Here is a 21,045-nt window from a genome sequence, read left to right as displayed (position 1 = left end):
TTCGCCGGGAGGGCCCGATTTCGCGAGCAGAATGATCGGTCATGTTCCGCCGCGGCCGGCCCGGGCAGGCCGCCATGGGACGCTCATGTGCGGTTTTGTGCTGGTTTGTCCGCCCTGCTAGAGTGGCCGTGCTGGAGCAGGGCTAGCGATGCAGATGCAAGACAAGATCACCGACAAGCAGCTTTCGGACGAGCAGAGCCGCGAGATCGCCGAGACGATTCGCGAGGAGCTCGCCAGGCGCCGGATCTCCCGGCAGACGCTGGCCGAGCAGGCCAAGCTCAGCCTGTCGACGCTGGAGAAGGTGCTCGGCGGCCGGCGACCGTTCACGCTGGCGACGACGGTCCGGCTGGAGCAGGCGCTGGGCGTCTCCTTGCGCAAAAACGCGGTCGTGGCGGCGCCTCAAGCCGCCAACGATGTCGCTCCTGACAGTCTCGGCTCCTATGCGCATCGCGCCGTGACCTGGCTGGAGGACGTCTACGTCACGCTGCGGCCGTCCTTCGGCGACAAGGAAGCAATCTTTGCGTACCGCACCGAGATCGTCTGGGAGCCGAAGGTCTCTTCGCTGGTCTTTCGGGAGGGCGATCGGACCGATGCGGCCTACGAGCATACCGGCGAGGTTGCCGTCCCCCATCAGTCAGGCTTCATCTACCTCGTCATCATCAAGCACGGCCAGCATCGCGTGATCACGGTGTCGCGGCCGACGGTCGCCGGCGAGATGTACGGAATCATCTCGACGCTGCGCGCCGGCCCCGGCTCGCAACTGACGCCGATCGCGGCGCCGATCGCCTACGTGCCGCTCCGAAACGTCCCGAAGCCGTCTTTGGGACGGGTCGGGCCTGAAGATGCCAACCACGCGTTGTATCGAAGGCACCTGCGTCGCACGTCGGAGGAATCGTTCGCGCTGTTTTTGACGCTATAGTCCGCGAGAAATCGTACGGACCGGCGTCATATGCGTCTATAAGGGGGCATGCAGGACGCGTCCGCGCGATACGGCGGCGAAGCGCCGCTGTTCTCCATCATCATCCCGCTCGAATATCACCGCGGGCAATGGGAGCAGTCCTGGCTCGGCTGGATATCGCAGACCGTCGACAAATCGCTCTACGAAATCATCCTGGTGGTGCCGCCGGATTTCGTCGCGCGCGACGAGCTGAAGGCACTGGCCGGCGAACAGGCCCGCCTGGAATTCACCGCTTCGGATCACGATATCGGGCTGTGCGCCTTTGGCGCCACCAAAGCCCGCGGCCTCTATCTGTTCTTCACGGAGTCGCATTGCCGGCCAGAGCCCGACGTGATCGAGCTGTGCATTCGCGCGACCGACGCGCATCCCGACTGGGTCGCCTTCTCCTGCCGGTCGGTGCCGATCTGCCATAACAGGCTCTCGGAAGCCGAAGCCGCGATGTATCAGGCCGACATCGAATTCGGCATGAGGCAGCATCCTTGGCGCAAGGTGCTCGATCAGTGCTTCGTGACGCGGCGCGACGTCTATTGGGAATGCGGCGGCCTGCGCGAAGAGCTCGGCCATTTCGCCGAATGGGTGCTGGCCGCGGCCTATCACGCCAAGGGCTATGCCATCGGTTATCTGGAGGAGGCGCGCTTCCATCATTATTACATCGGCGAGATCGGCGAGCTCAAAGCGTTCACGCTCGATTTCGTCGAGGGCGAGATCCGCTATCTCGGGGAGGCGCGCCGCGATCCCGGCAGCGAGCTGCTCGAAGTCCCGGTCGAATGGGTCGAATGGGTCGGATTCGACGTATCGCTCGCCAGCGCGGCGTTGAATGCGCTCGTGCATTACAGCCTCAAAGGCCGCGGCTGGAAGCGGCCCGATGAAAAGCTGCGCGCCTTCTGGCGTTGGGGTGCATTGGCTTTGTGCGGCGATCGTCTCGTCCGCGTCGCCGCGCGCCTGGCCGCGATGCAGGCGCATCTCTGTCTGAGCGCGCTGACGGTGATCGGGTCGAGCGAAGCAATAGCACGATGGATGAGGCGCTACATCGCCTCGCTGATCCATCTGCAGCGGCTTGAATGCATTCGTCGCATGCGCGGCCACGCCGGGCCGGCGGCGAGGTTCCTGGGAGATCGCGTTCTGGGGCAAGCCGGATTCCATGGCCTCGAATCGTCGGCGGGGCACGTCTTCCGCTGGAGCGAGCCGCAGGCCGCCGTTCGCATCCTGGGGCGTGCGGGGCGCAACACCGTCCTGGTCCGAAGCCCCGCCTTGCGCGCACCGCTGCGCGAGATCGGTGCGCATTTCTATCTCGATGGTGTGCGCATTGACCCTTCTGCGATCGCTATCGGCCCTGACAGCTATACGATGGGCCTCGATCTGCCGCCCTCAGGCATCGCCATCCTGGCATGGTCATGCCCCGTGATGACGGGCATTGACGATCCCCGCCGCCTCGGTCTTTCCGTGGCATCAATCGAGGTGAGCCGGGATGCCGGAGCTTCAAGTCAGCCCTGAGCCGTCCCCATCGTGGACGGCTCAGCATGTTGGTGCCGGGACATGCGCGAAAGCTAGCCGCCCGTCTCGGCGCTGATGATGTCGCCGAACAGCTCCCATTGCCCCTTCTTGAACCGCCACATCTTGAGCTGTTCGATCGGGGCGAAGTCGGTCGCGGAGGTGTTGATCTTGATCCCGGGGATCAGCGTATCGGGCGCGAAGTCCTTGAGGCTGGCGGCCTGCTTCATCACGTTCTCGCGGGTGAGGTTGTCGCCGGCCTGCTTGAGAACCTGCACCATGGTCTGTGATGCGGCGTAGCCATAGGCCAGATTGGCGTCCGAGATGTTGGCGCCGGGCATGTATTTGTCGATGAACGCCATGAACTTCTTCATGCCCTCATCGTCTTTCCACTGGGGATCGGAGGGATCCTTGAGATAGCCGGCCGAGAGCACGCCTTCGGAGGCCTCCAAGCCCGCCGGCTTCATCACCGCGCCGATGGAAACCGAGACGTCGGTCATCAGGTGCATCGGCTTCCACTCGAGCTCGGCGATCTTCTTGATCGCCTGTGCCGCGAATTTCGGGGTTGCGATGTTGACGAAAACGTCGGCGCCCGTGCCCTTGAGCTTGACGATATGGGCGTCGATCGAAGGCTCCGACGTTTCGTAGCTCTCTTCGGCAACGATCATCTTGGATGCCTTGTCGCCGAACACCTCCTTGATACCTGCGAGGTAGTCCTTGCCGAAATCGTCATTGGCATAGAAGATCGCGACCTTGCCGTCCGGCTTTTCCTTCAGGATGTACTTGGCGAAGATCTGGGCTTCGACCCGATAGCTGGGCTGAAAGCCCATGGTCCAGGGGAAGTTCTTGGGGTCGTTCCACTTGCTGGCGCCGGTGGCGAGAAACAGCTGCGGCACCTTCTTGGCATTGTGATATTTCTGCACAGCGGTCTGGGTCGGCGTGCCCAGCGCGTTGAAGATCAAAAATACCTCGTCGCTCTCGATCAGCTTGCGGACCTGCTCCACGGTCTTGGGCGGCGAATAGCCGTCGTCATAAGAGATCCAGTTGATCTTGCGGCCGTTGATGCCGCCCTGGTCGTTGATCATCTTGAAATAGGCTTCCTCGGTCTTGCCGATGATGCCGTAGGCCGAAGCGGGACCGGAATAGGCCTCGACATTGCCGATCTTGATCTCGGTGTCGGTGACGCCGGTGTCGTATTTCTTCTGCGCGAAAGCGCCCTGGGTGGAGAGCACCGTCAGGGCAGTTGCCGCGGCGAGCAGGACGAGTTTCTTGTTCTTCATGGAAATTTCCTTGGGGTTTCTTGTTGGATGGAGCAGGCACTTCAAAAAGAAAAAGCGCCCGCGAGGGGCGCTTGGAGTCAGGCGTTGGCGACTTTCTTGTCGACTTCGGAGGCCACCGAGAATTCCTTTCGTAAGGTCGGCTTGTGGATCTTGCCCGTGGCGTTGCGCGGCAGCGCCTCGACGAAACGGATCTGGCGCGGACATTTGAAGCGCGCCAGATTGGCCGCGCAATGCGCAAAGACGTCGGCCTCGGTCAGCTTTTGGCCTGGCTTGACTGCAACGATGGCGAGGCCCACTTCGCCCCATTGCGGATCCGGAAGGCCGATCACGGCGGCTTCCGCGATGGCCGTCAGCTGGTGCAGGACGTTCTCGACCTCGGCCGGATAGACGTTCTCGCCGCCGGAGATGTACATGTCCTTCCAGCGGTCGACGATGTAGTAGAAGCCCTCCTCGTCGACGCGGGTGGCGTCGCCGGTGTGCAGCCAGCCGTCGGTGAAGGAAGATTTGTTCGCCTCGGGCCTGTTCCAGTAGCCCGGCGTGATGTTCGGCCCCTTCACCCAGAGCTCACCGAGCTCGCCGACATCGGCGTCGCTGCCGTCGGGCCGCACGATGCGCACTTCGGTGTGCAGCACCGGCTTGCCGGCGGAGCCGGCCTTCCGCGCTGCATCCTCGCGGTCGAGCACCAGGACAGCCGGCGAGGTCTCGGTCATGCCGTAACCCTGCTGGAGCGCCACGCCGCGCGCTTCCCAGACTTTCAGGAGCGGCACCGGCATCGGCGCTCCACCGACACCACCGACGATCAGCCGGCTGAGATCGGTCGTCGCGAAGGCGGGGTGTTGCGCCATGAACTGGTAGATCGCGGGCACGCCGAAGAACACGTTGATGCCCTGCGCGGGATCGTTGATCAGGCCGAGCGCGGTGCCGGGATCGAACGCGCGCATGATCATCACGGTGCCGCCGGCATGCAGCACCGGATTGGTGTAGCAATTGAGCCCGCCGGTGTGGAACAGCGGCAGCACGGTGAGCAGCACCGAGGCCGGCCCGATGCAGGCGGGGCCGCCGAGATTGACGCAATTCCAGAAGGTCATGCCATGGGTGATGGTCGCGCCCTTCGGATGTCCCGTCGTGCCCGACGTGTACATGATGGTCGAGACGTCATCGAGCGTGACCTGCTCGATTGTCTCCAGCGGCCTGGCGGCCGCGATGCCGGCCTCATAGGACCCGCCGGGGCCGAGCAGCAGGCTGGTCGCGATGCCGCAGAGCCTGGCGACGGCGAGAGCGGTCTCGGCGAGATCGGTGTCGTGGATCATCACCTTCGGCGCACAGTCGGCCGTGATGAACTGAAGCTCGGGGACAGTGAGGCGGGTGTTCAGCGGCACGAAGATGGCACCGAGGCGACCGCAGGCGAACTGCACCTCCAGCGTATCGGTCGTGTTCAGTGCCAGCACAGCGACGCGATCGCCGCGTGAGACCTTCAGCGAGTGGCGCAGGAAAGAGGCGAGGCGGGAGACACGGCCGTCCAGCTGCGCGTAAGTGAAGCGGCGCTCGCTCGCGAGGTCGATCACCGCGACCTTCTCAGGCGTGCGGCGGCCATGATGAACGATCCAGTCGTAGTAACGAACGGCCAAAAATTCCTCCCTCGGCGGCTTGTGCCGCCTGCATTCCAATTGCCGCGCCCCATGCCCGGCGTGGCCCTGGGGCCAGCCGGAGTTGGTGCATCGACGTCTTTTTTTGATTTGGAGTTGGCGCGCGAGGGGTCAAAATCGTCTTGCGTTGAGTTGCTAGGCCGGAGCCTGCACCGGAGTGGTTGACCCGGTCAGCCACTCTGCGCAAGTGAGCCGCCGATGTTCCGGCCATGGTGAGCGAGACGAATCCGTCCGCGAGGCGAGACTGCGATGAAAAGCCCGTTCTATACCGCCGAGCACGACGCCTTCCGCGACATGATGCGCCGCTTCGTCGAGAAAGAAATCACCCCGTTTGCCCATGAATGGGACGAGGCCGGCGAATTCCCGCGCGCGCTGTACCGCAAGGCGGCCGAGATCGGCCTGTTGGGGCTGGGATTCCCGGAGGAATATGGCGGGATCGCCGCTGACCAGTTCATGAAGATCGTCGCCAGCCAGGAACTGGCGCGGGCGGGCGTCGGAGGCGTCAGCGCCAGCCTGATGAGCCACACCATCGGCTCGCCGCCGATCGCGCGGGCGGCGCGACCCGAGGTGAGGGCGCGCGTGCTGCCGCGGGTGCTGTCGGGCGACAAGATCTCGGCGCTGGCGATCACCGAGCCCGGCGGCGGCTCCGATGTCGCGAATCTCGCCACAAGGGCGCGGCGCGACGGCGATCACTACGTCGTGAGCGGCGAGAAGACCTTCATCACCTCGGGCATGCGCGCCGACTATCTGACCGTTGCGGTGCGTACGGGCAGCGAAGGTGCCGGCGGCGTCAGCCTGCTCCTGATCGAAGGCGACACTCCCGGCCTGTCGCGGACCAAGCTGAAGAAGATGGGCTGGTGGGCCTCCGACACCGCGACGCTGCATTTCGACGAATGCCGCGTGCCCGCCGAAAATCTGATCGGCGAAGAGGGCCAGGGCTTCAAGATCATCATGCAGAACTTCAACAGCGAGCGCATGGGCATGGCGGCCGGCTGCACCGCCTTCGCGCGGGTCTGTCTCGACGAGGCGGTTGCCTATGCCAAAGAGCGCAAGACGTTCGGCAAGCCGCTGGCGCAGCACCAGGTCATCAGGCACAAGATCGTCGACATGGCCCAGAAGGTCGCCGCTTCTCAGGCGATGCTGGAAATGCTGGCGTGGCGGCTCGAGCAGGGCGAGAGCCCGGTTGCCGAAATCTGCATGATGAAAAACCAGGCGACGCAGACCATGGCGTTCTGCGCCTCGGAAGCCGTGCAGATCTTCGGCGGCGCCGGCTTCATGCGCGGTATCAAGGCCGAGCGTATCTACCGCGAGGTCAAGGTCAACGCCATCGGCGGCGGCACCGAGGAGATCATGAAGGACCTTGCCAGCCGGCAGATGGGGTTGTGACGGACAAAGGGACAAAAATGCTGTTCACCGCCGACCACGACGAGATCCGCCGTAGCTTGCAAAAGTTCATTGCGAACGAGATCAACCCTCATGTCGATGACTGGGAGAGGGCCGACATCTTCCCGGCGCACGAGTTGTTCAAGAAGATGGGCAGCCTCGGCTTCCTCGGCCTGAACAAGCCCGTGGAGTTCGGCGGCTCGGGCCTCGATTATTCCTATGCGCTGATGATGGCGGAGGAGCTCGGCGCGATCACTTGCGGCGGCGTGCCGATGGCGATCGGGGTGCAGACCGACATGGCGACGCCGGCGCTGGCGCGGTTCGGCTCCGACGAGGTGCGGCGCGAGTTTCTGGCGCCCTCGGTCTCGGGCGATTTCGTCGCCTGTATCGGCGTCTCCGAGCCCGGCGCGGGCTCCGATGTCGCCTCGATCAAGACCCAGGCGCGCTCCGACGGCGACGACTACGTCATCGACGGCGGCAAGATGTGGATCACCAACGGCACCCAGGCCGACTGGATCTGCCTGCTCGCCAACACCGGCGACGGGCCCGTTCACCGCAACAAGTCGCTGATCTGCGTGCCCATGAAGAGCAAGGGCGTCACCATCGCCCGCAAGCTCGACAAGATGGGCATGCGCTCGTCCGACACCGCGCAGATCTTCTTCGACAATGTCCGGGTGCCCAAGCGCAACCGGATCGGCGATGAAGGCAAAGGCTTCACCTACCAGATGATCCAGTTCCAGGAGGAACGGCTCTGGGGTGCTGCGGCCTGCCTGAAGTCGCATGAATACATCATCGACCAGACCATCGAATATACCCGCAACCGCAAGGCGTTCGGCCAGAGCATCCTCGACAACCAGGTCGTGCACTTCAAGCTGGCGGAGATGCAGACCGAGGTCGAGCTGTTGCGCGCGCTGATCTATCGCGCCGCCGAGCAGCTGGTCGCTGGCGAGGATGTGACCAAGCTTGCGACCATGGCCAAGCTGAAGGCCGGCCGGCTCGGCCGCGAACTCACCGACGCCTGCTTGCAATATTGGGGCGGAATAGGCTTTACCAACGAGACGCCGGTCAGCCGCGCCTATCGCGACAGCCGCTTGACCTCCATCGGCGGCGGTGCCGACGAAGTCATGCTGATGGTCCTGTGCAAGATGATGGGCACGCTGCCCGGCAGCAAGGGAAGTTCCTGATGATTACGCTCTATCACTGCGACGCCGCGCGCTCGTTCCGTCCGCTCTGGATGCTGGAGGAGATGGGGCTGCCCTATGAACTGAAGATGCTGCCGTTCCCGCCGAGGGTCTTCGCCAAGGAATATCTCGCGCTCAATCCGCTCGGCACCATTCCCTTCATGGTCGACGGCGAGACGAAGATGACCGAATCCTCCGGCATCTGCCACTATCTCGGCATCAAGCACGGCCCGACGCCGCTGATGGTCGGCCCGGAAGATCCCGCCTATGGCGCGTTCCTGAACTGGATGTATTTCAGCGACGCCACGTTAACCTTCCCGCAGACGCTGGTGCTCCGCTACACCCAGCTCGAGCCGGAAGAGCGCCGCAACCCGCAGGTCGCCGGCGATTACGCGAAATGGTTTCTGGGCCGGTTGCGCGCTGTCGAGGCAGCGACGGCCAATGCTGAAACATTGTGCGCCGGCCGCTTCACCGCCGCGGACATTGTCATCGGTTATGCGCTTCGGCTGGCCGACAATATCGGGCTCGCCAAGGATTTTGGGCCAAATGTCGCGGCCTATTGGGCGCGCCTGCAGCAGCGCGACGGTTACAAGCGCGCGGTTGCTGCGGAGCAAAAGGCTGGCGTCGAGCAGGATATTGCACCGCGCGTGAGGGCGTGAACCTCCGCAGAAGGTTCCGGGACTGGCACAGCGCCGTCCTGGAATGCCAACGCTTTGCGCCATGACAGCGCTATCGCGCCGTGACAGCGCCCAGATTTCCGCTAAGGTGACCTCCGTCCGCAGCGGCCATAGAGCCGCGCGAGGAGGATCCCAATGGAAGATAAAGGTCGCGAATCCGACCATCTGATGCTGATCACGCCGGAGCGGGTATTCTATGCCGGTCTGCTCGGTCGCCCTCGCAAGCGGACCCCCGGCTGCTGCCACATCTACGTCGCGGTGAAAGGCCGCCTGCATCTGACCATCGACGACGTCCAGACGTCGGACGAATTGATCGTGACCCTGCCGAACCAGCGCCACACCATCGCCAGCGACTATCGCACCGTCATCAGCGTGACGCTGGAGCCCGAGAGCATGCCGGATGGCGTGATCGAGGCCTTGGCCGAGCGGCTGCGAGGGCCCGACAAGGCCGCCTATGCCCGCAAGATTCTGGCCGCCTACGCGCTGCTGCGCCAACGTCGCTACGGCGACATCACCACCGCCGAGTTCGACGAGATGTGCTTCGGCGAGGCGCTTGCCCGCCGCGTGCTCGATCCGCGCGTGACCCGCGCTGTGGCCCGCATCGGGCGGTTCTCCGGCGAGCCGGTCACGGCTGACACCTGCGCAGCCGAAGCCGGCCTCTCGGCCTCGCGATTCCTGCATCTCTTCAAGGAAGAGACCGGCATCTCCTTCCGTTCCTTCCGCGCCTGGAAGCGCGCGCGGCATCTGCTGCACTTCGCCAATCAGGACCTCAACCTCGCTCATCTCGCGCAGGACATCGGCTATCCCGACTCCACGCATTTCAGCCATTCGATCCGCCGCTTCTACGGATTGAAGCCCCGCGCGATCTTCGTCGGCTCGCGCGACCTTGCGATCTATCGCAGCACCGAGACGGTGCGGCTCGCAGAGGCGAGCTGACGCCGCTGCCGTAGGGTGGATTGGCCGAAGGCGTAATCCACCTCTTGGTCCCCGCGACGACAGAAGTGGTGGGTTACGCCTTCGGCTAATCCACCCTACGAATTCGTCGTTTTTTCCAGCTTCTCCGCGCAAGAAGCCGCATGCCACCCATCCCATGATCGCAAGCGTTGAATTCTCAACGTGCGAGACATTTTTGGCATGAGCGACAAGGCCGTCATCACCTGCGCGCTGAACGGCGTGCTCACCGACCCCAAGCAGCACAACGTGCCGGTCACGCCCGAGCAGATGGCGCGCGAAGCCAGGGCCGCCTTCGATGCCGGCGCATCCGTCATGCACATCCATCTTCGCCAGCAGGCGCCTGGAAAGGGCCACCTACCGTCCTGGGAGGTCGCCGTCAGCAAGGAGATCCAGCAGGCGATCCGCGAAGCCTGTCCCGGCGTGATCATCAACCACACCTCGGGCGTGTCAGGGCCGAACTATTCCGGCGCGCTCGACTGCATCCGCGAGACGAAGCCGGAGATCGCCGCCTGCAACGCCGGCTCGCTGAACTATCTGAAGGTGAAGGCCGACAATAGCTGGGCCTGGCCGCCGATGATGTTCGACAACGCGGTCGAGAAAGTGAAGGACTATCTCGACGTCATGAACGCGGTCGGCACCATCCCCGAGTTCGAGTGTTTCGACGTCGGCATCGTCCGCTGCGTCGGCATGTACACCCAGGTCGGCATGTACAAGGGACCGCTCGAGTATAATTTTGTCATGGGCGTCGCTTCGGGAATGCCAGCGGACCCGGAGCTGCTGCCGATCCTGATCAAGCTGAAGCGCCCCGAGGCGCATTTTCAGGTCACCGCGATCGGCCGCGAAGAAATCTGGCCGCTGCACCAGCGCTGCGCCGAACTTGGCGGCCATTTGCGCACCGGTCTCGAAGACACTTTCTATCTCGCCGACGGCAAGAAAGTGACCTCGAACGGCCAGTTGATCGAAGCCATCGCCGCCTGCGCAAGGCGCGCGGGCCGCGAGATCGCAAGCCCCGCCGAGGCGCGGAAGATCTTCGGGACGAATCGGTAAGGTATCGCCTCATCCGTCATTGCGAGCGGCTTGTCCGCCGAAGCTCGAAGAGCGAAGGCGGAAGCGAAGCAATCCAGAGTCTTTCCGCCGAGGCAGTTTGGATTGCATCGTCGCTTCGCTCCTCGCAATGACGAGCAGGATAACGTCATGTCCATTCTCGAAAACACCATCTCCTCCGGTAGCGCGGCCTACCACGCCAACCGCGACGGCATGCTCGGCCTGATCGACCGCATGCGCGCGCTCGAAGAGCGCACGCGCACGGCGTCGGCGGCGGCAAAGGATCGCTTCCACAAACGCGGGCAGCTGCTGCCGCGCGAGCGCGTCGCGCTGGTCCTCGATCCCGGAGCGCCCTTCATCGAGCTGTCGACGCTCGCCGGCTACATGTTCGACGTGCCGGATGCGGACAAGAGCGTGCCGGGCGGTGGCGTCATCGGCGGCATCGGCTTCGTCTCCGGCATCCGCTGCATGGTCAGCGCCAGCGATTCCGGCATCGACGCCGGCGCGCTGCAGCCTTACGGCCTCGACAAGACGATCCGCGTGCAGGAACTCGCGCTGGAAAACAAGCTGCCTTACGTCCAGCTCGTCGAAAGCGCCGGAGCCAATCTGTTGCGCTACCGCGTTGAGGATTTTGTTCGCGGCGGCAATATCTTTCGCAATCTGGCGCGGCTTTCGGCCGCGGGCCTGCCCGTCGTGACCGTGACACACGGCTCCTCGACTGCGGGCGGCGCGTACCAGACCGGCCTGTCCGACTACATCGTCATGGTGCGCGGCCGCACCCGTGCTTTCCTCGCGGGCCCGCCGCTGCTCAAGGCCGCGACCGGCGAGATCGCGACCGAGGAGGAGCTCGGCGGCGCCGAGATGCATACGCAAGTGTCCGGCCTCGGCGACTACCTTGCCGAAGACGACCGCGATGCGTTGCGCATCGCCCGCGAGATCATGGCGGCGCTGCAATGGGAGCGGCCAGGCAAGGCGGCTCGGGAGTTCAAGCCGCCGCGCTACGACAGGGATGAATTGCTCGGCATCATGCCGATGGATCACAAGCGCTCCGTCGACATGAAGCAGGTGATCGCGCGCATCGTCGACGACTCCGATTTCACCGAGATGGCGCCGAATTACGGGCCCGCCACGGTCTGCGGCCATGCCCGTATCGAGGGACAGGCGATCGGCATCATCACCAACAACGGTCCGCTCGATCCCGCCGGGGCCAACAAGGCGACGCATTTCATCCAGGCCTGCTGCCAGACCCGCACGCCGATCCTCTATCTCAACAACACGACAGGCTACATGGTCGGCAAGGCCTACGAGGAGGCCGGCATGATCAAGCACGGCTCCAAGATGATCCAGGCGGTGACTTCCGCAACGGTGCCGCAGATCACCATCTATTGCGGCGCCTCGTTCGGTGCCGGCAATTACGGCATGTGCGGCCGCGGCTTCCATCCCCGCTTCTGCTTCTCCTGGCCGAACGCCAAGACCGCCGTGATGGGCGGCGAGCAGGCCGCCGAGACCATGGCGATCGTGACCGAGGCTGCTGCCGCGCGGCGCGGCAAGCCCATCGAGAAGGACAAGCTGGACGCCATGAAGGCGCAGATCATCGGCGTGTTCGACGGCCAGATGGACGTGTTCTCCACCAGCGCCCGCGTACTCGACGACGGCGTGATCGATCCGCGCGATACCCGCGCGGTGTTGTCCGAAGTGCTTGCGATCTGCCGCGAGGGCGATGCACGCACACCGCAGCGCATGCAGTTCTCGGTGGCCCGCCCATGAGGAACGGATCAGTGCAGCACCGCCCGTTCTCCAAGGTCCTGGTCGCCAATCGCGGCGAGATTGCGCTCCGCGTGATGCGCAGTGCACGGCAGCTCGGCCTCGGCGTCGTCGCGGTCTATTCGGATGCGGATCGGGATGCGCTTCACGTGCGAGAGGCCGACCAGGCCGTGCGCATCGGCGAAGCCTTGCCGGCGCAGTCCTATCTCAACATTCCCGCGATCATCGCTGCCGCGAAAGCAAGTGGCGCGGATGCCGTTCACCCCGGCTACGGCTTCCTCGCCGAGAACGTAGATTTCGCGCAGGCTTGCAAGGATGCCGGGCTCGTCTTCATCGGGCCCTCGCCGCAGGCGATCGAGGCGATGGGCAACAAGGCCGGCGCCAAGGAGATCATGAAGAAGGCCGGCGTGCCCTGTGTGCCCGGCTATCAGGGCGCCGACCAGGGCGACGAGGTCATGTTCGCGGAAGCCAGGAAGATCGGCTTCCCCGTGATGATCAAGGCCGTCGCCGGCGGCGGCGGCCGCGGCATGCGGCTCGTCACCGACGCGGCCTCCTTCCCGGATGCGCTGCGCAGCGCACGGTCGGAAGCCAATGCGGCCTTCGGCGATCCCACCGTGATCCTCGAACGCGCCATCCAGAACCCGCGGCACATCGAAATTCAGGTGTTCGGCGACAGCCATGGCAATGCCGTCCATCTCGGCGAGCGCGACTGCTCGGTGCAGCGGCGCCATCAGAAGCTGATCGAGGAGGCACCATCGCCGGCGGTCACGCCGGAGCTGCGGGCGAAGATGGGCGAGGTCGCTGTCGCGGCCGTGAAGGCGCTGCGTTACGAAGGCGCCGGCACGCTGGAATTTTTGCTCGATGCCAGCGGCGAATTCTACTTCATGGAGATGAACACGCGGCTCCAGGTCGAGCACCCCGTGACTGAAGCCATCACCGGGCTCGATCTGGTCGAGCTGCAGCTGCGCGTCGCGCGCGGCGAGGCGCTGCCGGTGAAGCAGCCCGACATCAAGTTCTCCGGCCATGCCATCGAGGTCCGGCTCTGCTCGGAAGATGCTGCGCACGACTTCATGCCGCAATCGGGCCGCATGGCGCGCTGGCAGGTGCCAGGCGGCATCCGGGTCGAGCACGCGCTGCAATCGGGTTCGGAGATCCCGCCGTTCTACGATTCCATGATCGCCAAGGTGATCAGCCATGGCGCCACGCGCGAGGAAGCGCGGGGGCGGCTGATTGTCGGCCTCGAGCAGCTCACGGCGTTCGGCGTGACCACCAACCAGGCGTTCCTGATGTCGTGTCTGCGTCATCCCGGATTTGCCAGGGGCGAGGCAACGACAGCCTTCATCGGCGCGCATCGCGACGAGCTGCTGGCACCGCGCGCCGGTGCCGCCTTCGACACCGCGCTGGCGGGCCTGCTGCTCTACGTCACCAATCCGCGCGCGCCGTCATGGCGGGATGGCCGGAGCCTCGCGGCGACGTTTCCCCTGCCGGTGAAAATCGAGATCGCCGGTCAGACATACGAACTCGAGGTCACGCGCGAGCGCGATGGTGGCTACACTGTCGCCAGCGACGGCCAGCAAGACAAATTCGAGATTGATCAACTCGATTCCGACGCCATCCGCTTTCGCCACGACGGCGTGATGGACAGCGCAAAATTCCTGCGCGATGGCGATCGGCTTTACTTCCAGCACCGAGGCATCCCGCTCGCGGTCACCGATCTCACGCTCGCCGCGCCCAAGGCCATTGCCGCCAATGGCGGTGACGGCAAGGTGCGCGCCGCTATGAACGGGCGCGTCGTTGCCGTGCTGGTCAAGCCGGGGGACTCTGTCAAAGCCGGCCAACCGGTGCTGACGCTGGAAGCGATGAAGATGGAGCACGTCCACAAGGCCGGCATCGACGGCGTGGTCGCCGCGATTGAGGTCGCTGAGGGCGAGCAGGTCACCACGGGCAGGATCGTCGCCGAGATCGGAGCGTAGTCGGCGCCACGAGCTCCGAGATGGTAGGGGAAAGGCGCAAAGCGTCAGGCGCAACTTCGATGTTCAAAGTGGTGGAGAGGCATGGTGGGAGCCGCTTGGCTCTGCCTACCCCCTGCGGCGCGCCGTTCGCCCAAAAATTCTGTGATATTTCAGAAGGTTATTCTAATTTTGTACGAAATCCAAAATTTATTTTGAACGTTGTTCATTCTTCGGCTACATATATTGAACATTGTTCAATTGTGGAGCCGGCATGTTGCGCCCCAATGATCCCGCCCAAGCGACCAATCCCACATTCCCGTCGGTATCCCGCCGTCTCCCGTTCGCCGCGCCACAACGCCGCGAGACCTATCTGATCGGCGCACTCTGCGTTCTGACGCTGACGGCGCTCCTCGCCCCCGCGCTGCCCGCCGCCGCTTGGCACGTCCCGCACTTCGTCGACAGTCGCACTTGGCTTGGCGTGCCCAACGCCGGCGACGTGCTGAGCAATCTCGCCTTCCTTGCAATGGGCGTTTGGGGTTCGGAGCGGCTGCGCGCCCGCAATGACGCGCCCGTGGGTGCAAGCTGGTTCTTCGTGGGACTGATCCTCACTTGCCTGGGTTCTGGCTTCTATCACCTGGACCCGGACATGCCGCAACGGCTCGTGGCCGATCGGCTCGGCATGGCGGTGGCGTTCGCGGGCTTTCTGGGCATCGCAGCCAGCGAGCGCGTCAGCGTGCGCGCCGCAGAGGCGGTGCTCGTGCTGATGATGATCGCGGGCCTGCTGGCTGCCTGGGTGGCACGCGAGAATCTCACGCCATGGGTCGTCGTGCAGTTCGGCGGCATGGCACTCGCCGTGGCACTGGCGTTGACGCGCCCCCGGCCTGGCGCGCTCGGCGTGCCGCTCGGTGGGGTGATCTTCTTTTATGTGCTGGCCAAGCTTTTCGAGCTGGGTGACGCGCTCATTTTCGAAGCGACAGGACACATCGTGTCGGGCCACACGCTCAAGCATCTGGCTGCCGCGCTGGCGGCCTGGCCGGTGATCAGGTCGTTGGCGCCAACTGGCTTCGTCCCGTCCCCTCATTGAGCAGGCAGGCCACCTGATGCCCATCGCCGGCATCCATCAGCACCGGCCGCTCCGTCTTGCATCGATCCATCGCGAACCGGCAGCGGGTGTGAAACGCGCAGCCGGGCGGCGGATTGACCGGGCTCGGCACGTCGCCGTCGACCAGCGGCGCGAGCTTCTTCGCGAGCGGGTTGGCGATCGGCACCGAGGCGAGCAGGGCCTGCGTGTAGGGATGGCGCGGATCGCGGAACAGCTCGTCCTTGTCTGCGATTTCCACGATTCGGCCGAGATACATCACCGCGACGCGGTGGCTGATATGGGCGACCACGGCGAGGTCGTGCGCGATGAAGAGGTAGGAGAAGCCGTGCTCACGCTGCAGGTCGATCAGCAGGTTGATGACCTGCGCCTGGATCGAGACGTCGAGCGCAGAGACCGGCTCGTCGCAGACGATCAGGCGCGGCTCGAGTGCGAGCGCGCGTGCGATGCAGATGCGTTGGCGCTGGCCGCCGGAGAATTGATGCGGGAAGTTGCGCATCTGGTCGGAGCGCAGGCCCACCTGCTCGAACAGCTTGGCGACCCGCGCCTCCAGGTCCTTGCCGCTGGCGAGCCCGTGCACGAGGAGCGGTTCGCCGACGATGTCGCCGGCAGTCATGCGCGGGTTGAGCGAGGCAAACGGGTCCTGAAACACGATCTGCATCGAGCGCCGGTGCGGGCGCAGTGCCGTCTTGGACAGATGGGTGATGTCTTCTCCGTCGAGCCGAATCCGGCCCGAAGTCGGCTCGACCAGCCGCAGCACGCTGCGCGCCACCGTCGACTTGCCGCAACCGGATTCGCCGACGAGCCCGAGCGTTTCGCCGGCGCCGACGGAGAACGAAACCCCGTCGACCGAATGCACGGTGCCGACCTGCCGGCGCAGCACGCCGGCGCGCACCGGGTAGTACTTCCTGAGGTCGGTGACCTCGAGCAGGACCTCGCTCATGCCACCTCCGCGACTTCTTCCGCGCGCCAGCAGGCGGCAAGATGGCCGCTACCCCAATCCGCCAGCGGCGGATATTCTGCCTCGCAGCGCTTGATCGCGAGCTTGCAGCGCGGCGCGAAGGCGCAACCCTTCGGCAGCCGCACCAGCGACGGCACGGTGCCGGGGATTTCGTTCAGTCGCGCCGGCGCGGCGATTCCGGGTACAGGGACCGCTGGAATCGAGGCCATCAGTCCCCGCGTGTAGGGATGCTTCGGCGCGGCGAACAGCGCCTCGACGCTGGCTTCCTCGACCTTCCGCCCCGCATACATCACGATCACGCGCTGTGCAGTCTGCGCGACGACGCCCAGATCGTGCGTGATCAGCACGAGCCCGGTGCCGAGCTCCTTCTGCAGGTCGAGGATCAGCGCCAGTATCTGCGCCTGAATGGTGACGTCGAGCGCGGTGGTCGGCTCGTCCGCGATCAGCAGCGCCGGCCGGCAAGCCAGCGCCATCGCGATCATCGCGCGCTGGCGCATGCCGCCGGAGAGTTGATGCGGGTATTCCTTCGCGCGCCGCGCCGGTTCGGGAATGCGGACCAAACGCAGCATCTCGACCGCGATATTGCGGGCCTCCTTGGCCGGAATGTTCCGATGCAGCCGCACCGCCTCCACGATCTGGTCTCCGATCCGCATCACCGGGTTGAGCGAGGTCATCGGCTCCTGGAAGATCATGGAGATGCGGTTGCCCCTGACCGCGCGCATCTCCGCTTCGTTCAGCGCCAGCAGATCGGTGCCTTCGAGCGAGATGGAGCCGCCGACGATGCGGCCGGGCGGATCAGGGACGAGCCGCATGAGCGACAGCGCGGTGACGCTCTTGCCGCAGCCGGATTCGCCGACGATGGCCAGCGTCTCGCCGCGCTTCACGGTAAAGGACAGGTCGTCGACGGCCTTGAACAGGCCGGAGTTGGTGAAGAACACCGTCTTCAGGTTCTTCACGTCGAGCACGAGATCGGATTTGTCAGCCATCAGCCGCGCTGCCGGGGATCGAGGATGTCGCGCAGGGCGTCGCCGAACAAATTGGCGCCGAACACGGCGAGGCTGATGGCGATGCCCGGGAAGATCACCAGCCACGGCGCGGTGCGGACATATTCGGCGGCTGACTCCGAGAGCATGCGGCCCCATGATGGATAAGGCTCGGGAATGCCGAGGCCGAGGAACGACAGCGAGGCTTCGGTCAGGATGGTCGAGCCGAGCTGGGCCGTGGCGAGCACGATCAGCGGCGCCAGCGTGTTCGGCAGCACGTGGCGGAGCGCGATGCGCACCTCGCTCATGCCGATCGACTTGGCGGCTTCGATGAAGGGGAGTTCCCGCAGCGCCAGCGTATTGGCACGGATGACGCGCGCGACCGTCGGGATCAGCGGAATGGCAATCGCAATGATCACGTTCGGCAGCGACGGGCCGAGAGCCGCCGTCATCACCAGCGCCAGTACCAGCAGCGGCAGCGCCTGGAGGACGTCGGAGACGCGCTGGAATACGAGATCGACCCAGCCGGAGAGATAGCCGGAGGTCAGGCCGACGATGACGCCGATCGTGCCGCCGAGCGCGGTCGAGCCGATCCCGACCGCAAGCGAAATCCGCGCGCCATGGATGATGCGGCTGAACACGTCGCGGCCGAACGAGTCCGTTCCCATCCAGTGCGCCAGGCTCGGGCGAGCCAGCGCGCGGGTGGAGTCGATCGTCAGGGGATCATAGCGCGCGATGACATCGGCGAAGATCGCCGTCAGCACGAACAGCGCCATGATGACGAGCCCGGCCGCGCCAAGCACATGCCGCTGTGCCAGAAACAGCACGCGTCGCCAGCCGCCGGTCGCATGCGCGCCGGCCCGCCTCAGTTCAACGTCGAAGTCGATCGCAGCCAAGCTGATCTCCTAGTCCGTGTACCTGATACGTGGATCGAACACGGCATAGAGCATGTCGACGATGAAATTCGCGCTCACCACCACGACGGCGATCAGCATCACGAGGTTCTGCACGATCGGATAGTCGCGCCAGCGGATCGCCTCGACCAGAAAGCGGGCGACGCCGGGGATGTTGAACACCGTCTCGGTGACGATCAGCCCGCCGATCAGGAATGCCGCTTCGATGCCGATCACGGTGATGACGGGCAGGATCGCATTCTTCAGCGCATGCCGATAGTTCACGGCGGCGTCGGAGGCGCCTTTCGCGCGGGCGGTGCGGATGTAATCCTGGCGCAGCACCTCCAGCATCGAGGACCGCGTGATGCGCATGGTCAGGGCCGCGCTGCGGAACCCGACGGCAGCGGCCGGCACGGCATAGGTTGTGAACGCTTCGAGCCAGGTCTGCGGATTCGGATTGAAGATCGGCATCTGGCCGAACATCGCCACCGACGCTGTCAGGATGAGCAGGCCGAGCCAGAACGAGGGCAGCGACAAGCCGCTGAGGCTGACGACACGCAAGGCGTAATCCAGCCGCGTGCCTTGCTTCACGGCGCTGATGACGCCAAGCGGGATGCCGATCGAGGCCGAGAACAACAGCGCGAGGCCGGCGAGCCGCGCCGTGATCGGGATACGTGGCAAGATCTCCTGCAGCGCCGGCTTCTCGGAGACGTAGGAGTAGCCGAAATCGCCGCGCAGAAAACCCGAGATCCAGTGCCAATATTGCACGATCAGCGGCTGGTCGATGCCGAGTTCCTTTTCCAGATTGGCCTTGTCGGCGGGATCGACATAGCCGGCTGCGGCGAACAGGATGTCGACGATGTTGCCGGGCACGATGCGCAGCAGGAGGAAGATGACGATCGAGATCCCGAACAGGGTCACGAGCATCAGGAACAGGCGTCGCACCAGATAGGCAAACATCCTTCGCCCTCCGCGAGCCGCTAATCTTCAGCCTGCCGCACTACTTGTCGAGCCACAAATCCTCGTAGCGGAAGCCGTTATAGGAGCTGTTCGACATGATCGTGACGCCCTTGACATAGGGCTGCCAGCACGAGCCGGCCCGTGCATGGAAGATGATCGGGCGGGCGACATCCTCCTGCAGCTTCTTGTCGATGTCCCAGACCAGCTCCTTGCGCTTCGCAACATCGATCTGCTGCGATTGCACGTCGAACAGTTTTTCGATCTCCTTGTTGCAGTAATTGGTGTAGTTGCGCTCGGAGCCGCAGGAATAGTTTTCGTAGAAGGACTGGTCGGGATCGTCGACGGAATTGCCGGTCAGGTTGAGGCCGAGCATGTAGTCCTTGCGCGCGACTTTCGGGAACCAGTTCGCGGTCTCGACGACGTCGAGCTCGCCGTCGATATAGATGCTCTTGAGCTGGTCGATCAGGATCACGGCGGGGTCGCGATATTCCGCGATATTCCGGGTCGAGACTTTCACCGCGAGATGCTTGTCCGGGCCGTAGCCCGCCTTCTGCATTAGCTTCCTTGCCTCCTCGCGGTTCGCATTCACGTTCGGCCCGTAGCCCGTAATGGTCTCGAGCTTGTCCTTGGGCATGCCCCAAATGCCTTGAGGCGGCGGCAACATGGTGCCGCCGATATCGGCCTGGCCTTCGAACAGGATGTCGACGAAGGCCTTGCGGTCGAGTGCAAGCGCCACCGCCCGGCGGATATCGATGTTGTCGAACGGCGCCGAGGCCGAGTTGACGATGATGTTGGTCGAGACGTTGGTCGGCTCGACGACGCAAGTTGCGTTCGGCGCCTGCGACTTGATGTCCTTCAGCAGCGGGATCGTGATGTGGGTTGGAAAGGTCATGTCGAACTTGCCGGCGACGAAGGCGAGAATCGCGGTCGAGCGGTTCGTGATGATGGTGTATTCGATGCCGTCGAGATGCGGCAGGCCCTTCTTCCAATAGTCCGGATTGCGCGTCAGCTTGATCGATTCATTGGCCTTGAACTCGACGAACTTGAACGGCCCGGTTCCGATCGGATGGGTGCGCATGTCCGCCGGCGAGACGTGACAGGGATAGATCGGCGTATAGCCGGACGCCAGCATCGCCAGCAGCGAGGGTTGCGGCCGCTTCAGGTCGAAGGAGACCTCGAAATCGCCGCTCGTCGTGATCTCGTTGACCTCGCTGTACCAGGCCTTGCGCGGATTCTGCCGCAGCTTCTGCTGAGATTTGCCCATCAGGAGATCGAAGGTGCATTTGACGTCGGCGGATGTGAACGGCTTGCCGTCATGCCATTTGACGCCCTGGCGCAGTTTGAACGTCAGCTTCTTGTTGTCGTTGCCCCAGGACCAGCTTTCGGCAAGCTCGGGCCGGAGGGTGTCGGGACTGTTCTGCGCGATGTGCTGGTCGTAAATGACGAGGTTATTGAAAACGCCCATGAACGGCACGTTGACCGAATAGGTCGCGCCTTCGAGGATCGATGCGTTGGCCGGACTGTCGCGGTGATACATTCGCAAGACGCCGCCCTGCTTGGGCTCGCCGGCGAGCGTGATGGTCGAGGCCGTCAGCACAGATAGCGCCGCCATCGCGGCGAGCGCCCATACGCTCCGCATGCTCATCCTCCCTGGAGATCGGCCTTTTGCGGCCTGTTTGTGCTGACGATAGCACGCAAGTCGGAGGAGGCAACCGGTAAGGCCACTTGCCGCCTCGGCAATTTGGATGACGCAAGGCTGCATCGGCTTCGTCCTCTCGCGATGCGAGAGTGCAGTGCGAAGAGACGGTTCCTGTGCTGC

17 protein-coding genes are annotated in these 21,045 nt (G+C 64.3%); 10 read left to right on the top strand and 7 right to left on the bottom strand.

Annotated elements, in window-relative coordinates; translation table 11 throughout:
* Positions 1–148 precede the first annotated feature (148 nt).
* Both CIT40_RS32255 and CIT40_RS32250 read left to right on the top strand, forming a co-directional pair.
* Positions 149–919 carry a helix-turn-helix domain-containing protein gene (locus tag CIT40_RS32255; RefSeq protein ID WP_094892624.1) on the top strand — a complete coding sequence of 257 codons (771 nt, stop codon included), beginning with the start codon at positions 149–151 and terminating at the stop codon, positions 917–919.
* A gap of 48 nt (positions 920–967) precedes the next feature.
* Entirely contained in the window at positions 968–2,452 is a 1,485-nt protein-coding gene (locus CIT40_RS32250; protein WP_094892623.1) for a glycosyltransferase family 2 protein, read from the top strand.
* A gap of 53 nt (positions 2,453–2,505) precedes the next feature.
* Here CIT40_RS32250 and CIT40_RS32245 read toward each other — a convergent pair whose 3' ends face one another.
* On the bottom strand, positions 2,506–3,729 hold the full coding sequence (locus CIT40_RS32245; RefSeq protein ID WP_094892622.1) for an ABC transporter substrate-binding protein: 1,224 nt from the start codon (positions 3,727–3,729) through the stop codon (positions 2,506–2,508).
* 77 nt (positions 3,730–3,806) lie between these two features.
* Positions 3,807–5,357: an acyl-CoA synthetase gene (locus tag CIT40_RS32240; protein WP_094892621.1), complete on the bottom strand. Its 1,551-nt coding sequence runs from the start codon at positions 5,355–5,357 to the stop codon at positions 3,807–3,809.
* Between the two features lie 267 nt (positions 5,358–5,624).
* Here CIT40_RS32240 and CIT40_RS32235 point away from each other — a divergent pair, with 267 nt between their 5' ends.
* The 8 genes from CIT40_RS32235 to CIT40_RS32200 all read left to right on the top strand — a co-directional run bounded on the left by CIT40_RS32235 (position 5,625) and on the right by CIT40_RS32200 (position 15,414).
* Positions 5,625–6,761 (top strand): acyl-CoA dehydrogenase family protein, encoded by a 1,137-nt coding sequence (locus CIT40_RS32235; protein WP_094892620.1) that lies wholly within the window; start codon positions 5,625–5,627, stop codon positions 6,759–6,761.
* A 17-nt stretch (positions 6,762–6,778) separates the two neighbouring features.
* A complete protein-coding gene (locus CIT40_RS32230; protein ID WP_094892619.1) occupies positions 6,779–7,942 on the top strand; it encodes an acyl-CoA dehydrogenase family protein in 1,164 nt (387 codons plus the stop codon).
* The gene (locus CIT40_RS32225; RefSeq protein WP_094892618.1) at positions 7,942–8,598 is read left to right on the top strand and encodes a glutathione S-transferase family protein; all 657 of its coding nucleotides are present in this window, start codon (positions 7,942–7,944) and stop codon (positions 8,596–8,598) included. The genes CIT40_RS32230 and CIT40_RS32225 overlap by 1 nt, the downstream gene beginning before the upstream one ends.
* Before the next feature lie 153 nt (positions 8,599–8,751).
* Positions 8,752–9,552 (top strand): helix-turn-helix domain-containing protein, encoded by an 801-nt coding sequence (locus CIT40_RS32220; RefSeq protein ID WP_094892617.1) that lies wholly within the window; start codon positions 8,752–8,754, stop codon positions 9,550–9,552.
* A gap of 198 nt (positions 9,553–9,750) precedes the next feature.
* Positions 9,751–10,617: a beta-keto acid cleavage family enzyme gene (locus tag CIT40_RS32215; RefSeq protein WP_094892616.1), complete on the top strand. Its 867-nt coding sequence runs from the start codon at positions 9,751–9,753 to the stop codon at positions 10,615–10,617.
* A gap of 147 nt (positions 10,618–10,764) precedes the next feature.
* Positions 10,765–12,381: an acyl-CoA carboxylase subunit beta gene (locus tag CIT40_RS32210; protein ID WP_094892615.1), complete on the top strand. Its 1,617-nt coding sequence runs from the start codon at positions 10,765–10,767 to the stop codon at positions 12,379–12,381.
* On the top strand, positions 12,378–14,351 hold the full coding sequence (locus CIT40_RS32205) for an acetyl-CoA carboxylase biotin carboxylase subunit (protein WP_094892614.1): 1,974 nt from the start codon (positions 12,378–12,380) through the stop codon (positions 14,349–14,351). The genes CIT40_RS32210 and CIT40_RS32205 overlap by 4 nt, the downstream gene beginning before the upstream one ends.
* A gap of 250 nt (positions 14,352–14,601) precedes the next feature.
* The gene (locus CIT40_RS32200; RefSeq protein WP_094892613.1) at positions 14,602–15,414 is read left to right on the top strand and encodes a hypothetical protein; all 813 of its coding nucleotides are present in this window, start codon (positions 14,602–14,604) and stop codon (positions 15,412–15,414) included.
* Here CIT40_RS32200 and CIT40_RS32195 read toward each other — a convergent pair.
* From CIT40_RS32195 to CIT40_RS32175, 5 genes are read right to left on the bottom strand one after another with little or no spacing between them, the layout of a single operon-like run.
* Positions 15,371–16,372 carry an ABC transporter ATP-binding protein gene (locus CIT40_RS32195; RefSeq protein ID WP_094892612.1) on the bottom strand — a complete coding sequence of 334 codons (1,002 nt, stop codon included), beginning with the start codon at positions 16,370–16,372 and terminating at the stop codon, positions 15,371–15,373. The two genes, CIT40_RS32200 and CIT40_RS32195, sit on opposite strands and share 44 nt — an antisense overlap.
* Entirely contained in the window at positions 16,369–17,376 is a 1,008-nt protein-coding gene (locus CIT40_RS32190; RefSeq protein ID WP_094892611.1) for an ABC transporter ATP-binding protein, read from the bottom strand. Before CIT40_RS32190 ends, CIT40_RS32195 begins: the two co-directional genes overlap by 4 nt.
* The gene (locus CIT40_RS32185; protein ID WP_094892610.1) at positions 17,376–18,269 is read right to left on the bottom strand and encodes an ABC transporter permease; all 894 of its coding nucleotides are present in this window, start codon (positions 18,267–18,269) and stop codon (positions 17,376–17,378) included. The genes CIT40_RS32190 and CIT40_RS32185 overlap by 1 nt, the downstream gene beginning before the upstream one ends.
* Before the next feature lie 9 nt (positions 18,270–18,278).
* On the bottom strand, positions 18,279–19,226 hold the full coding sequence (locus CIT40_RS32180; RefSeq protein WP_094892609.1) for an ABC transporter permease: 948 nt from the start codon (positions 19,224–19,226) through the stop codon (positions 18,279–18,281).
* 40 nt (positions 19,227–19,266) lie between these two features.
* Complete coding sequence (locus tag CIT40_RS32175; RefSeq protein ID WP_094892659.1) at positions 19,267–20,865, bottom strand: ABC transporter substrate-binding protein; 1,599 nt, start codon at positions 20,863–20,865, stop codon at positions 19,267–19,269.
* Positions 20,866–21,045: the final 180 nt, after the last annotated feature.

Source organism: Bradyrhizobium amphicarpaeae, assembly GCF_002266435.3.
GTDB lineage: Bacteria > Pseudomonadota > Alphaproteobacteria > Rhizobiales > Xanthobacteraceae > Bradyrhizobium > Bradyrhizobium amphicarpaeae.
Note: the sequence above shows the minus strand (reverse complement) of the source record. Positions and strands in the feature narration are given on the sequence as shown.